Origin of the sequence: Mycobacterium simulans (assembly GCF_900232995.1) — a bacterium.
Classification (GTDB): domain Bacteria; phylum Actinomycetota; class Actinomycetes; order Mycobacteriales; family Mycobacteriaceae; genus Mycobacterium; species Mycobacterium simulans.
The window spans coordinates 3,188,350-3,202,446 of record NZ_OCVX01000003.1 but is presented as its reverse complement, the minus strand read 5'-3'; the positions used below and the strand labels follow the sequence as shown (position 1 = coordinate 3,202,446).

Here is a 14,097-nt window from a genome sequence, read left to right as displayed (position 1 = left end):
AAGAAATTGCTCCGAGCCGCGCGTAGAACTCAGCATAGGAACCCCGCAGTTGCGGGCGACCTTCGGCCGGCTCGCCCAGTTGGTCAAACCTGCTCCGCACAATTAGGGCGGCGGCGAAAAGCCGCCGTTCTGCCGGCGCCGGACCTCCGCACGGAAGTACGCAATTAGCGCCCACAATCCGGTGAACAGCACCCCCATGAAGCCAACACCCGGATACACCAAGAAGCCGGCGAGGAGCACCAGCTGCATGCCAAGGTTGACCCAAATCGCCCAGGATCTGCGCTGCAGTCCGGCAAGCAGGATCAGCACCACTGACAGCCCGATGAGGTACCCCAGCGACACCGTGTTCAGGCCACCGCCTACCGCGCCCACTACCGGTATTGCCAGCAGCACCACGATCGCCTCCAAGATCAGCGTCGCGGCCATCACCGCACTGAAACTCTTCCAGGGGTCCACCGGCGGCGTCGGTTCAGCAGACTCGCCCGGCTGTTCGGGCTGATCAGTCATTGTGGGTCACGACCAAACAGTGTCCGGGCGGCGCCCGCGGTGACCACCGAACCGGTGATGACGATGCCGGTGCCCGCGAACGCATCGCCTTCCTCGGCGGCGGCATCATCGACCAGCGCGGTCGCAGCGTCAATGGCATCGCGCAGGTTCGCGGCGGGAATCACCCGGTCGGGGCCAAACCGCTCCTCGGCCGCCAGTGCGAGTGTCTCGACATCCAACGCACGCGGTGATCCGTTGTGGGTCACAACAACCGAATCGAACACCGGCTCCAGCGCGGAGAGGATTCCATCCACGTCCTTGTCGGCCATCACACTGAGCACACCGACCAGCATTCGGAAGTCGAACTCGGCGGCCAGCGCGTGCGCCAGCGCGTTCGCCCCGGCCGGATTGTGCGCGGCGTCGATGAACACGGTGGGCGCGCTGCGCATGCGTTCCAGTCGTCCTGGACTGGTGACGGCCGCAAACCCGGCTCGGACAGCATCGATGTCGAGCTGCCGCTGGGCACCGGCGCCGAACAGCGCCTCGACCGCGGCAAGTGCGACGACCGCGTTATGCGCTTGGTGTTCGCCGTGTAGCGGCAGGTAAATGTCGGAGTACATTCCGCCGAGGCCTTGCAATTGCAGCACCTGCCCACCGACTGCCACCTGTCGGCCCAACACCGCGAACTCCGAACCCTCGCGGGCGACCGCCGCGTCAGCGCGAACCGATTGGGCCAACAGCACTTCCATGGCCTCTGGCACCTGACGCGCGATGACCGCGACCGTGTCCGGCGCACCGTCAGGCGCACGAGTGATGATGCCCGCCTTCTCGCCGGCGATCTGCGCGATGGCGTCACCGAGGTATTCGACGTGGTCAACGCTGATCGGCGTGATGACCGCCACCGGCGCATTGATCACGTTGGTGGCGTCCCAGTGCCCGCCCATGCCTACCTCGACCACCGCAACGTCGACGGGGGCGTCCGCGAACGCGGCGAACGCCATTGCGGTGAGCACCTCGAACTTGCTCAGTCGCGGGCCATCCCCTCCAAAAGCACCAGCCTGCGACTGCTCGTCGATCATCTGCACGAACGGCTCGATCTCGCGGTATGTCGCCACGTACTGTGCGGGGCTGATCGGTTTGCCGTCGATCGAAATGCGTTCCACCGCCGACTGCAGGTGGGGGCTGGTGGTTCGTCCGGTGCGCTGATGCAGGGCGGTCACCAATGCGTCGACCATTCGCGCCACCGAGGTCTTGCCGTTCGTGCCCGCGATGTGGATCGACGGGTAGTTGCGTTGCGGCGAACCGAGCAGGTCCATCAGCGCACTAATTCGGGTGAGACTCGGTTCGATCCGGGTCTCCGGCCAGCGCTGGTCCAGCAGATGCTCGACCTGCAATAGCGAAGCGATCTCGTCCGGGGTTGGGGTCACGTCGGTAGCCTGATGGGGTTCCGGCCTGTCGGGCTCCTCGAAATTCATTGCAGCGCAGCCAGCCTGGCTGTAATCCGGTCGGTTTCCTCCTGCGCCAACCGCTGGCGGTCGCGGATTTTGGCGACGACGGCCTCTGGTGCCTTGGCTAGAAAGTCCGCGTTGGCCAGTTTGGCTGCGGTTGATGCAAGCTCCTTTTGCGTTGTGGCCAAGTCCTTTTCGAGACGACGCCGCTCTGCGGCCACGTCGATGGTGCCTGAGGTGTCGAGTTCGACGACGACCGTGTGGTTCATGTTGGGGCCGAGTCTCACCTCGAGTGACACGGACGGGCGGAAGTCCGGCCCTGGTGCGGTGAGCCACGCGAGCGATGTCAGGGCGGACACCTGAGTGCTCAGATCGGCGTCGTCGACACCGGACAGCCGGGCCGGCACTTTCTGTCGGTCCGCCAGGCCTTGATCGCTGCGGAACCGCCGCACCTCGGTGACCAGCTTCTGCATGTCGCTAATCCGTTGCGCGGCAACCGGGTGCAGCACCATGCCCGAAGACTGCGGCCAGTCGGCGATAACCAGGGACTCTTGGCCACTCAGCGCCTGCCATAGCGCCTCGGTGATGAATGGGATCACCGGGTGTAGCAACCGCAGCAGCGTGTCGAGTCCCGCGGCCAGCACGGCCGTGGTGTGGGCGAGCCCGTCGGCAAGTTGCGTCTTGGCCAGCTCGACGTACCAGTCGCAGAATTCATCCCACGCGAAGTGGTAGAGCGATTCGCAGGCGCGGCTGAACTCATAGGAGTCGAACGCCGAATCAACCTCGGCGCGAACCTCTTCCAACCGTCCCAGAATCCAGCGATCGGCGTCGGTCAGTTCGTCTAGCGGGGGTAATGGCGCCTCGGAAGCCTTAGCCGCGCCGTTCATCAACGCATAACGGGTCGCGTTGAAAAGCTTGGTGCCGAAATTGCGCGACGCCCGCACGGCATCCTCGCTGACGGCCAAATCCCCGCCCGGGCTGGCGCCGCGGGCCAGCGTGAACCGCAATGCGTCGGCTCCGAACTTGTCCACCCAGTCCAACGGATCGATCACGTTGCCCTTGGACTTGCTCATCTTTCGGCCGAACTCGTCGCGGATCAGCCCGTGCAGGAACACGTCGGTGAACGGCACTTGCGGACCCCGGCGGCCGTCCAGCGTAATGGCGTCGTCACCGCCGACGAAGGTGCCGAACATCATCATCCGCGCAACCCAGAAGAACAGAATGTCGTAACCGGTGACCAGAACGCTTGTCGGATAAAACGTTTCCAGCTCCGCGGTCTTGTCCGGCCAGCCCAACGTGGAGAAGGGCCACAGCGCAGACGAGAACCAGGTGTCCAGAACGTCGGGGTCCTGTTCCCAACCCTCCGGGGCCGTTTCATCAGGGCCGACACAGACCTTTTCGCCGTTGGGCCCGTACCAAATCGGGATGCGGTGCCCCCACCACAGCTGCCGAGAGATACACCAGTCGTGCATGTCATCGACCCAGGCGAACCAGCGCGGTTCCAGGCTCGCGGGGTGAATCACGGTGTCGCCGTTGCGCACCGCATCGCCGGCGGCCTTTGCCAGCGACTCCACCCTGACCCACCACTGCAGTGACAGCCGTGGCTCGATCGGCTCGCCGCTGCGCTCGGAGTGTCCGACGCTATGCAAGTAGGGGCGCTTCTCCTCGACGACCCGGCCGTGCGCCGCGAGAGCCTCGCGCACCGCGACCCGAGCTTCGAAGCGGTCCATGCCGTCGAATTGCGTTCCGGTGTCTATGATCCGGCCCTTGGTGTCCAGGATCGAAGGCATCGGTAACTGGTGGCGCATCCCGATTTCGAAGTCGTTCGGGTCATGGGCGGGTGTGACTTTGACTGCGCCGGTTCCGAATTCGGGGTCCACGTGGTCGTCGGCGACGACGATCAGCTCCCGGTCCACAAACGGATGAGGCAAGCTGGTGCCGACCAGGTGGCGGTAGCGCTCGTCGTCGGGATGGACCGCGATCGCGGTGTCGCCCAGCATCGTCTCGACCCGCGTGGTGGCGACCACGATGTGTGGTTGCGAGTCATCGAGCGAGCCGTACCGGAACGACACCAACTCGCCTTCGACGTCCTGATAGTTGACCTCGAGGTCAGAGATCGCCGTTTCCAGCACCGGTGACCAGTTGACCAGGCGCTCGGCCTGATAGATCAGCCCGGCATCGTAGAGCCGCTTGAAGATCGTCCGCACCGCACGCGACAGGCCCTCGTCCATGGTGAACCGGTCGCGGCTCCAGTCCACTCCGTCACCGAGGCGGCGCATCTGCCCGCCGATGGCACCGCCGGACTCGTGCTTCCAGTCCCACACCAAGGCGGCGAACAACTCCCGACCAAAGTCCTCTTTGGTCTTGCCGTCGACCGCGAGCTGCTTTTCCACCACGCTCTGGGTGGCGATGCCAGCATGGTCCGTGCCCGGCTGCCAAAGCACCTCGTAGCCCTGCATGCGCTTGCGGCGGGGTAGGGCGGCCATCATGGTGGGTTCCAGCGCGGGGCCCATGTGCAGGCTGCCGGTCACGTTGGGAGGGGGGAGCACGATCGAATAAGGGGGCTTGCTACTGCTCGGGGCCGCGGGGAAGTAGCCGGCTTCCAGCCACTTCTGGTAGATCGCGCCCTCCATCGCGGCCGGATCCCACGACTTGGGCAGCTGGTCGTCGGTGGGGCGGGGGCTGGCGGTCACCGGTCAATTCTAGGAACCGCCGCTTATCGGCGTGTAAGCGCCCAAATCCGCAGGTGATCCGGCGGGGCAGGGACCACGATCAAGGGATCGTGAGCACCTGGCCGGGGTAGATCAGGGCCGGGTTCGGGATGCCGCTCGCATCGGCAATTACCTGGGATTTGCTGCCGTCGCCGTAGAAGCGCTCCGCGATGGCCCACAGGGTGTCACCCGAAACGACGGTGTAGGTCCGCGCGGCGGGTTCCGGCGCGGGCTCGGTCTCCGCTACAGCTTCTGGGGCCGGCCCTGGTGCGGCTTGCCCGACGGGCTGGGCGGACTCGGCGGCAGCGGCTTGCTCCGCGGCAGCGGCCTCGGGCGGCGGCGGGGCATCTGTTTCCGTATGTGTCGACCATGCCGGGCCATCGGCCGCGTAGAGCACCAGGTTGCGGTCATCCTGAAGCACGAGTTTGACGTCCTTCTTGCCCTTTGTGTCGGTGTGCCAGACGGGTTTGTCCGCCGTGTAGACGACGAAGTTTCCGTCGCGCTGCACTTCGGCACGCACCACATTCTGGCCATTGGTCGACGTGGCCCACAGCGGCGTACCACGGGATGCCAGCACCAGGTTGCCATCCTCTTGCAGGGTGAGGGTGTAGGCCCCATTGTGAGAAACCAGCGACTCCCCCCGCACCAGCTTCTGTCCTTCAGTCAGCGTGTCTTGCATAACTTTCCCTCTCGATCCCTCTTGTTAATCGGTCCGGCCAGCTCAAGCCGAACCCCTTCCCCGATAACGACGAGCAAGACGCAATCGCGTTGCCGCGCTTGCTATTTCTTTCCACCAAGCAAGCCGCCCAGGATGTCACCGAGCGCACCGCCCTTGCCGCCCTTGCCTCCCAGAACGGTGCCCAGGATGCTCCCCAACGATTTGTCGCCCGAGCCACTAAGGATGCTGCCCAATACTTCACCCAGGCCGCCTGACGCCTTTTCCTGCGAGGCAGAACTCTCCGCCGCGCCGGTGGAGCTAAGCCGTTTTCCGATGTACGCCAACACGATCGGGACCAGGACCGGTAGCAACCGCTTGAGCAGGTCACTATCGCCGGCCCCGCCATCCGCCAGCGCCGATGCCACCTGGTTGGTGTCATTGCCGCCGAAAAGCGTCGCGACCGCTTGCTGCCCGTCGCTCTCGTCCACCTGGTCCAAGGCCCCGCCGACGTCGAGTAGGCCGCGGTCGGCATGACCACTGGCGGCAGACACGATCCTGCCGGCTTGTTCGGGATCTTGGGAGTTCTGCTGCAGTCCGCTCAACAGCACCGGCACCAGCGTGTGAACCGCGGCTTCAACCTCACCTTCGCCAGCGCCGAGCTTGCTGGCGATTTCAGCCGTAGGAATCTGGGCATACAAATCATCAAGACCGGCCATCGGTTCACCCACCTTCATTGCTGGGTTGTGATGCTGGGATGTAAGCCAGGTCAATTACGACATTAGACTCACACGGCCGCGGACGACACCCCTGCGGAGGAACGGATCAGTTGAGCCGCTCGGTCCGCAGCGACACGCCCGCGGCCGGGAAGCGTGCCAACAACGCATCACCCATCGCGGCAGCGGGCGTTAGGACACCATGCAATTCGGAGAGCTTGTCGCGGTCCAGCGCGAGTGTTAGACCGCACTCGCCCAACAGCACCGAGGTCGCCTTGTACCCGGGGTCGCCGCGCTGCTCCATGCGGGCAACATAACGTGCACCGGTGGTCGTGGTGGTGTACGTCTCGACTCGGTAGTAGCCGCGCTCCCGAGTCCTCGCACTCGGACCGGTGCCGGGTTTGGGGACGACGCGCTCCACCAGCCCGCGAGGCAGCAGCCGGAAGTAGCGGTTGCCCAGACCGAACATCGCGTTGCTAAATCCGGTGACGATGGCCGACGCCACCGGCGCGAGAGGCGACGACCCCACGCTCATGGTTTCGGTATAGCGGAACTGCTTCCCGTACGACCAGTCCAGTAATGCGTTGCTACGTCGGACGATCCGGGTGTTGTAAGGCGCCATCAGGAACCCTGCCGTCCACAAGCCGGTGAGCTCCGGCGCAAGGTGACGACCACGGTAAAGCGGCAGATCAGGTTGCGAGCCCAGTTCGGGCTCCGCGCTGCGGTCGCTGCTCAGCGTGTACGGGTCACTCATCTGCCGGCGCGCTTCTGGGTCGCGCGAGGCTGTGCTCATGATTTCCAGCATCGTGGCGATGGTGCCGCCGGATGCCCCGCCCCGCATGGAGCGCAACACGAAGTTGGTGTCGCCCAGCCCACCCGCACCGTCGTCGCGCGCGGCGCGGTACAGCGCGTACACGCTCAGATCCGAAGGGACCGAGTCGAATCCGCACGCGTGCACGATGCGGGCGCCGGTGTCTTCGGCCTGTTTGTGGTACAGGTCGATGGCTTCGCGCACGAACATCGCCTCGCCGGTCAGGTCGGCGTAATCGGTGCCGGCGGCGGCACACGCTGCCACCAGCGGCAGCCCGTAGCGCGTATACGGCCCCACCGTGGTGATGACAACCCGGGTGCGGGCGGCCATCTCGTTGAGCGTTGACGGCGAGCCCGCGTCCGCGGTCACCACCGGCCAGGACCGCGCGGATTCCCCGAGCGTGTTGCGAACGGCGAGTAAACGCTCGCGCGACCTGCCGGCCAGCGCAATTCGCGCATCTCCCCCAGCTCTCGCCAGGTACTCGGCGGTCAACTTCCCAACAAATCCAGTCGCGCCGTACAGGACGATGTCGAATTCACGCGGCGTTGTGGTCACGCGCCCGACGCTACTCCGAGGATCTCGGCCGTCTCGCGCGACTACGTTGCCCCCATGGCGCACAGAATCGTCATCATCGGAGCGGGCATCGCCGGACTGGCAACCGCCGTAGCGCTGCAGCAGCGCGATTACGACGTCAGCATCATCGAAGAGCGCACCGATACATCGACCGGCGCCGCGATAAGCATCTGGCCCAACGCGCTCGCAGCGCTCGACGAACTCGGTCTGGGTGACGCAATCCGGGAGGCGGGCGGTCAGATCACGGCAGGAGCGCTCCGCTGGCGCGACGGCTCGTGGCTGCGCCACCCTGCCGCCGAAACACTGATCGCCACGCTCGGCGAGCCATTGGTCGTCGTGCAGCGGGCGAGCCTGCGGGACATCCTCACCGCGGCCGTGCACGGCGGGACCATCGAATATGGGCTGGCGGCCAACGGACTCCGTGCCAACGCCGACGGCGTACAGGTCAGGTTGTCGGACGAGACAGTCCGCAAAGCGGACGCAGTGATCGGCGCCGACGGCATTGGCTCGACGGTGGCCCGCCACCTCAACGGTCCGCTGGCCCACCGCTACGCGGGCTATACGGCCTGGCGCGGGATCGCCTCTTATGCCATGGATCTCGAGCTGGCCGGCGGGACGCTTGGGCCCGGAGTGGAAACCGGCCACGTCCCGGTCGGGCCCGATCGCACCTATTGGTACGCCACCGAACGTGCACCCGAGGGCCGCCTGGTGCCCGAAGGAGAGTTGCCGTATCTGCGGACCAAACTGGCCGGATGGCCCGAACCCATCCCGAACGTTCTGGCCGCGACCGCACCCGCTGATGTGTTGCGCAACGACCTCTACGACCGCACACCGGCCCGGCATTGGGCACGAGGACCCGCGGTGCTGGTCGGCGACGCGGCCCATCCGATGCGCCCGCATCTAGGCCAGGGCGGCTGCCAGGGGATAGAAGACGCCGCGATTTTGGGGGCATTCGTGGAACGAACCACCGACCTGGCGACAGCCTTCGCCCGGTTCGCCAGCTACCGTCGGCCGCGGATCGCTTCGCTGGTGCGCGAGTCTGCATTGATCGGCCGTGTCATCAACCTGCGCCCGGCATTTCTCAGTGCGGCGGCTACCCGTGCGTCCGTGCTGGTGCCGGAGGCCATGTTCACCCGGCATCTGGCATCCGTGGCGGCACGGTCGGCGTTCGTATTACCCACTTGATCCCGCGCGAGCAGACGCAAAGGCACCCTTTTTGGATGCCAAAAGGGTGCCTTTGCGTCTGCTCGGCGGGAGCGGCCGGCCGGTGATCAGCCGCGTCGGCCGCAGACCGGCCACGCGCCGATCCCCTGCGAATGCAGCACATTCTCGGCCACCCGGATCTGCTCTTCACGGCTTGCGGCACTCGCAGACCCGATGCCACCGTTGGCACGCCAGGTGCCGGCGGTGAACTGCAGGCCGCCGGAGTAGCCATTTCCGGTGTTGATTGACCAGTTTCCACCGGATTCGCATTGGGCGATCGCGTCCCAGTTCACGCTGTACGCCTTGACGGGCGCGGGCGCGGGCGCGTCACCGGGAGGCGGGGCATCCGGGGCCGGCGGCACGTCGGGGTCAAAATCCACCGGCTCCGGTGCGGGCGCCGGCGGCAAGTCGACTGGCGCGACCTCTGCCTCTGGGGCGGGAGGTGGCGGCATGTCCGGGTCAAAGCCTACGAGCTCCGGATCGGGCGCGTCGGCCGGCGGGGCGGGCGGCACGTTCGGGTCATAGCCCACAACGTCCGGCCCGGGAGCCGCGTTTGGATCCGCGACATCCGCGTAGGCGATACCAGTGGACGGCACGGTCACGAGCGTCCCTGTGATCGCGGCGACGATGAGCGTCTTACGGACGGTCTTCAACATTGTTCCTTTCGCGGTGCGCGCGCGCCAAAGCCAGCCCACAGGTGTGGGTTGGTGCCTGATGCGTTTCGAAATTGCTGCTCTGGGACGTGCCGTCTCGTTTCGGCACGACAGCGGAGGGCTTGATCTACCCGGCGTGGCTACTCGCCGACCGCCTGCGGGACGGCTCAACGTATTCAGCGCCGTCCCCAGCTCCGCTCACACGCGGGTCCGTGGATTCAATTGTTTTATCGCCCGGTTCGGGCTAAGAGCACAGTACGATAACGATTTGAATTAGTCACTCCGCCCAACAGATATATCAGTTCTATAACGCGCCGATCACAACGCAGCAGCACGTTTTGTTCTTGCAGGTCAGCTAAGGATTTTTGCGCCACGACAAAGATTCGCGCAGGCAACGTTGTCGTGAGCCGAATCACGCGAATATTGTGAGCTGTACCACGAATTTGGCGCGCGATCATCGGAAAGCCGTCCGGGCATAACGTCTCGACGGTGGTTCAGATCACAGCAACCACCCAAACTCGACGTGTAGTAGACCTTGAGCGAAGTCAAGCGAGCGCGCCCAGATGGTTCTTCAAACACGCAGTGCCACAGCATTATTCATCAGCGCGGCGAAACGCTTTGTTGGCTCGTGTTGCGCCACCGGCACCGCCACCGGGCGCGTGACCGGCAAGGCCTTACACAATCGCCTTTGCTATAAATCCGCTGAATTTCTCTTATTTGGGCGTAGCTCCAGTTCAACACTACTCAAACGACGACCTTCCGCGCTTCGGAGCACTAAATACATTGTGCCCCAACCGAATACACACGCACCATCGCATGAAGCGCGCCCATCGCCCTTCGGCCTTCGGCCTTCGGCCTTCGGCCTTCGGCAACGCTAAGGCGGCCCAAGTCCAGGCCATCGCTTAACGTTTTCATTAGAAAATGGAAAGAAAGAGAAATATGGAAGGCCGCGAGAAATTTATGAAATAAATTGCGAATACAAACTCGCATCAATTAATTGATGCGAGGTTTTCAGAGCCCCGGCTGCACCGGCACACGCAGATCGGCGGCCGAATTTACATTGGTCAGCGGCCGGGAATCCGTCACCACAATCTGCTGGGCGTCGGATGCGTCGATCAAGGCGCTCATCTTCCGCTCGCCGGCGGCGACCAACGCATCGACCCGGTCGGCCAGATCAGTGCGGTACACCGCGGCCAGGTAATGGGTGCGACCGTCCCACGGCAACACCACCTCGGCGTTGGTCTCCTCCGCGAGACGGACCAGCTCGTCGATCAGTTCGACGGTCAGAAAAGGCATGTCGACCGCACAGACAAACGCGAACTGGGCACCCGCCTCCGCTGCCGCGCGCAATCCACGCCCAGTCGCCGGCAACGGCCCCAGCCCGCGCACCTCGTCGCGCACGACAGGAACCTCCAGCGTCGGCAACGGTTGGCCTGGGGCCGCCATCACGAAAACATGTTCGCAGCGCTGTCCGATGACCTTGACCACGTGTTCGACCAGGGTGGAAGTTCCCCCCGGCACCTGCATGGTGGCCTTATCGCGGCCCATGCGCCGGGATTCGCCGCCAGCTAGTACTACCCCGGCCAGTGACACTGCTGCCACGTCAGTCGACGTTCCAGGTGTCGCGCCCGCGTAACAACGATTGCAGTGCGGCACGGTCGGACGGGGCTGAACTCCGGGCGGCACCGACTTGCGAACGGGCCGCGTCATCGTAGGTGGGTCGGCTGATGTGCCGGAAGATTCCGAGCACGGTGTGATCGAGGTTCTGGTCGGAAAGTCGTGACAGGGCAAATGCGTAGGCCGCGTCGTCGGCGTGCGCATCGTGCACGACGATCTCTTCGACGGCGACGTCGGCGGTCTTGGCCACTTCGAGGCTGAAGCCGGACTTCACCACGCAGTACTCGCCGTTAGCACCGAAAACAATCGGTTGGCCGTGGCGGACATTGATCACCCGCTCTTCGGCGCCCTCCTTGCGCAGCGCGTCGAACGAACCATCGTTGAAAATCGGGCAGTCCTGCAGGATTTCGACCAACGCGGCGCCACGATGCTCGGCGGCCGCACGCAGCACCTCCGATAGGCCGGCACGGTCGGAGTCCAATGCCCGGCCCACGAACGTCGCCTCGGCACCCAGTGCCAATGACACCGGGTTGAAGGGGTGGTCCAGCGAACCCATCGGGGTGGACTTGGTGATCTTGCCGACCTCGGATGTCGGCGAATACTGGCCTTTCGTCAGACCGTAGATCCGGTTGTTGAACAGCAGCACCGTGATGTTGACGTTGCGGCGCATCGCGTGGATCAGGTGGTTGCCGCCGATCGACAACGCGTCACCGTCGCCGGTGACGACCCATACCGAAAGATCGTCGCGGGCCAGGGCCAGACCGGTCGCGATCGCCGGCGCACGTCCGTGGATCGAGTGGAACCCGTAGGTCTCCAGGTAGTACGGGAACCGGCTGGAACATCCGATGCCACTGATGAACACGATGTTCTCGCGGCGCAGTCCGAGTTCGGGCAGGAAGTTCCGGATGGTGTTGAGGATGACGTAGTCACCGCAGCCAGGGCACCAACGCACCTCCTGATCACTGGTGAAGTCCTTGCCTTTTTGCGGCTGATCGGTAGTGGGCACCCCATCGTTCTTGGTCAGCTTCCCGTTTTTGATTCCACCCGGAGTTAAACCGAGGTCTATGCCCGCCAGATTGCCGGTCATGCGATAGCTCCCGCTCCAACCGTGGCCGCTCCCAGTTTGGCGACCATCGTCTTGTCTTGCTCAATCTCGGCCAACGTCCCGCCCAGCGCGGCGCGGATAACGCGGCCCACCTCGTCGGCCAGGAACGACAGGCCCTGAACCTTGCTGACCGATTGCACGTCTACCAGGTACTTGCCGCGCAGCAATAGCGCCAGCTGACCGAGGTTCATCTCCGGGCACACCACCTGCGGGTACCGCCGCAGCACGTCGCCCAGGTTTGCCGGGAAGGGGCTGAGATGCCGCAGATGGGCATGCGCGACCTTGATGCCCTTGTGCCGCGCCCGTCGGCAAGCTTCTCCGATGGGGCCATACGAACTGCCCCACCCAATCAGCAGCAGCTCGGCGTCTCCAGTCGGATCGTCCACTTCCAGATCCGGTACTCGGATGCCATCGATCTTGGCCTGGCGTATCCGGACCATCAGGTCATGATTGACGGGCTCATAGGAGATGGCGCCAGAGCCGTTGGCGGCTTCCAGCCCACCGATGCGATGTTCCAGACCGGGCGTGCCCGGAATGGCGAATTGACGGGCCAGGGTTTCCGGGTCGCGAGCATAGGGCTGGAAGGGCTCGTCGGGCTTGGCGAAGGTGTGCTTGATGGGCTCCAGGGTGCTGACGTCCGGGATTCGCCATGGCTCCGAGCCATTGGCGATGGCGCCGTCGGACAGCACAATCACCGGGGTGTGGTACGACACGGCGATGCGCACCGCCTCGATTGCCGTCGCAAAGCAGTCCGACGGGGACCGCGGTGCCAGCACCGCCACCGGCGACTCACCGTTGCGGCCGTAGAGCGCCTGCAACAGGTCAGCCTGTTCGGTCTTGGTGGGCAGCCCGGTCGACGGCCCACCCCGCTGCACGTCGATAACGATCAGCGGCAGTTCGGTCATCACGCCGAGGCCTAGCGCTTCGGACTTCAACGAAATGCCCGGACCCGACGTGCTGGTGACGCCCAACGCACCGCCATAGGCAGCACCCAGCGCCGCGCAAATGCCGCCGATCTCATCTTCGGCCTGGAACGTGGTGACGTTGAAGTTCTTGTGCTTGGACAGCTCGTGCAGGATGTCGGAGGCCGGCGTGATCGGATAACTGCCGAGCACAACGGGAAGGTTGGCCAGCTGGCCGGCGGTGACGATGCCGTAGGCCAGCGCGGTGTTGCCAGAGATCTGCCGGTACTCGCCGGGGGGCAATTTGGCCGGCGACACCTCGTAGGTAGTGCCAAAGGCCTCGGTGGTTTCGCCGTAGTTCCAGCCCGCCTTCAGCGCCAATACGTTGGCTTCCGCGATGTCGGGCTTGCGGGCGAACTTCTCCCGGATGAAGTTCTCACTCGTCCGGATCGGCCGCCCGTACATCCACGACAACAGGCCCAGCGCGAACATGTTCTTGGCGCGCTGGCCGTCCTTCTTCGACGCGCCGATCGCCTCCACGGCTCCCAATGTCAGCGTGGTCATCGCGACGGCATGGACGACGTACTCCTCGAGTTCATCGGACTCGAGAGGGTTGGTTACGTAGCCCACTTTCGTCAGATTGCGCTTGGTGAACTCGTCAGAATTCGCGATCACCATTCCGCCGCGCGGTAGGTCGCCAATGTTGGCCTTCAGAGCGGCCGGGTTCATGGCGACAAGCACATCCGGCCGGTCACCGGCGGTCAGAATGTCGTAATCGGCAATTTGAATCTGGAAAGACGAAACCCCGGGCAGGGTGCCTGCCGGGGCTCGGATCTCCGCGGGGTAGTTCGGCTGAGTGGCGAGGTCGTTGCCGAAAAGGGCCGCCTCCGAAGTGAACCGATCGCCCGTGAGCTGCATTCCGTCACCGGAATCCCCAGCGAAACGAATGACGACATTTTCCAGGCGCTTCCGACCGGACCCGGCACCAGAAGCCCCGTTATGAGACTCTGACCCGGCCTCCCTGCCGTTCGGATCCACGTCTCCGCCTTCCATCTGTTATCCGGACAGGCACTCCGCGTTGCGAGTTTCAGGTTACGCGCCGTCGGAGTGACTCCCCCACCCTCACGCTTTGTGTGTCACTGGCGGTACCAACTATGACACTTATTTTTCGCTGTTTGTCCCGCTCCGCCCCCCTGCTCCCGCCGAGCCGTCTGCTT

Annotated in this window: 11 protein-coding genes; 1 reads left to right on the top strand and 10 read right to left on the bottom strand. The window is 64.6% G+C overall.

All coding sequences use genetic code 11. The annotated features are described in order from the left end of the window. Positions 1-102 precede the first annotated feature (102 nt). From MSIMFI_RS15265 to MSIMFI_RS15240, 6 genes are all read right to left on the bottom strand, one after another. Positions 103-507, bottom strand: a complete 405-nt coding sequence (locus MSIMFI_RS15265) for a DUF4233 domain-containing protein (RefSeq protein WP_186243904.1) — start codon at positions 505-507, stop codon at positions 103-105. Next, on the bottom strand, positions 504-1,961 hold the full coding sequence (gene folC, locus MSIMFI_RS15260) for a bifunctional tetrahydrofolate synthase/dihydrofolate synthase (RefSeq protein ID WP_191497833.1): 1,458 nt from the start codon (positions 1,959-1,961) through the stop codon (positions 504-506). The genes MSIMFI_RS15265 and folC overlap by 4 nt, the downstream gene beginning before the upstream one ends. Continuing rightward, on the bottom strand, positions 1,958-4,627 hold the full coding sequence (locus MSIMFI_RS15255; protein WP_191497832.1) for a valine--tRNA ligase: 2,670 nt from the start codon (positions 4,625-4,627) through the stop codon (positions 1,958-1,960). The genes folC and MSIMFI_RS15255 overlap by 4 nt, the downstream gene beginning before the upstream one ends. Positions 4,628-4,706: 79 nt before the next feature. After that, positions 4,707-5,324 carry a LysM peptidoglycan-binding domain-containing protein gene (locus MSIMFI_RS15250; protein ID WP_191497831.1) on the bottom strand — a complete coding sequence of 206 codons (618 nt, stop codon included), beginning with the start codon at positions 5,322-5,324 and terminating at the stop codon, positions 4,707-4,709. Between the two features lie 101 nt (positions 5,325-5,425). Beyond that, entirely contained in the window at positions 5,426-6,019 is a 594-nt protein-coding gene (locus MSIMFI_RS15245) for a DUF937 domain-containing protein (RefSeq protein ID WP_191498206.1), read from the bottom strand. A 106-nt stretch (positions 6,020-6,125) separates the two neighbouring features. After that, positions 6,126-7,382: a saccharopine dehydrogenase family protein gene (locus MSIMFI_RS15240; protein WP_191497830.1), complete on the bottom strand. Its 1,257-nt coding sequence runs from the start codon at positions 7,380-7,382 to the stop codon at positions 6,126-6,128. 54 nt (positions 7,383-7,436) lie between these two features. Here MSIMFI_RS15240 and MSIMFI_RS15235 point away from each other — a divergent pair, with 54 nt between their 5' ends. Then, on the top strand, positions 7,437-8,585 hold the full coding sequence (locus tag MSIMFI_RS15235; RefSeq protein WP_191497829.1) for an FAD-dependent oxidoreductase: 1,149 nt from the start codon (positions 7,437-7,439) through the stop codon (positions 8,583-8,585). A gap of 86 nt (positions 8,586-8,671) precedes the next feature. Here the strand turns inward: MSIMFI_RS15235 and MSIMFI_RS15230 are convergent, their stop codons facing one another. From MSIMFI_RS15230 to MSIMFI_RS15215, 4 genes are all read right to left on the bottom strand, one after another. Further along, the gene (locus tag MSIMFI_RS15230; protein WP_191497828.1) at positions 8,672-9,256 is read right to left on the bottom strand and encodes a transglycosylase family protein; all 585 of its coding nucleotides are present in this window, start codon (positions 9,254-9,256) and stop codon (positions 8,672-8,674) included. Between the two features lie 1,011 nt (positions 9,257-10,267). Next, positions 10,268-10,858 (bottom strand): molybdenum cofactor guanylyltransferase, encoded by a 591-nt coding sequence (gene mobA / locus MSIMFI_RS15225; protein ID WP_224770194.1) that lies wholly within the window; start codon positions 10,856-10,858, stop codon positions 10,268-10,270. Between the two features lies 1 nt (position 10,859). Continuing rightward, positions 10,860-11,960 (bottom strand): 2-oxoacid:ferredoxin oxidoreductase subunit beta, encoded by a 1,101-nt coding sequence (locus MSIMFI_RS15220; protein WP_186243911.1) that lies wholly within the window; start codon positions 11,958-11,960, stop codon positions 10,860-10,862. Beyond that, positions 11,957-13,918: a 2-oxoacid:acceptor oxidoreductase subunit alpha gene (locus tag MSIMFI_RS15215; protein WP_191498205.1), complete on the bottom strand. Its 1,962-nt coding sequence runs from the start codon at positions 13,916-13,918 to the stop codon at positions 11,957-11,959. Before MSIMFI_RS15215 ends, MSIMFI_RS15220 begins: the two co-directional genes overlap by 4 nt. Positions 13,919-14,097 lie beyond the last annotated feature (179 nt).

Bases quoted from the DNA above. Each gene is read 5' to 3' on its own strand.
- MSIMFI_RS15265 (WP_186243904.1), bottom strand. From the start codon at position 507: ATGACTGATCAGCCCGAACAGCCGGGCGAGTCTGCTGAACCGACGCCG.
- folC (WP_191497833.1), bottom strand. From the start codon at position 1,961: ATGAATTTCGAGGAGCCCGACAGGCCGGAACCCCATCAGGCTACCGAC.
- MSIMFI_RS15250 (WP_191497831.1), bottom strand. From the start codon at position 5,324: ATGCAAGACACGCTGACTGAAGGACAGAAGCTGGTGCGGGGGGAGTCG.
- MSIMFI_RS15245 (WP_191498206.1), bottom strand. From the start codon at position 6,019: ATGGCCGGTCTTGATGATTTGTATGCCCAGATTCCTACGGCTGAAATC.
- MSIMFI_RS15235 (WP_191497829.1), top strand. From the start codon at position 7,437: ATGGCGCACAGAATCGTCATCATCGGAGCGGGCATCGCCGGACTGGCA.
- MSIMFI_RS15220 (WP_186243911.1), bottom strand. From the start codon at position 11,960: ATGACCGGCAATCTGGCGGGCATAGACCTCGGTTTAACTCCGGGTGGA.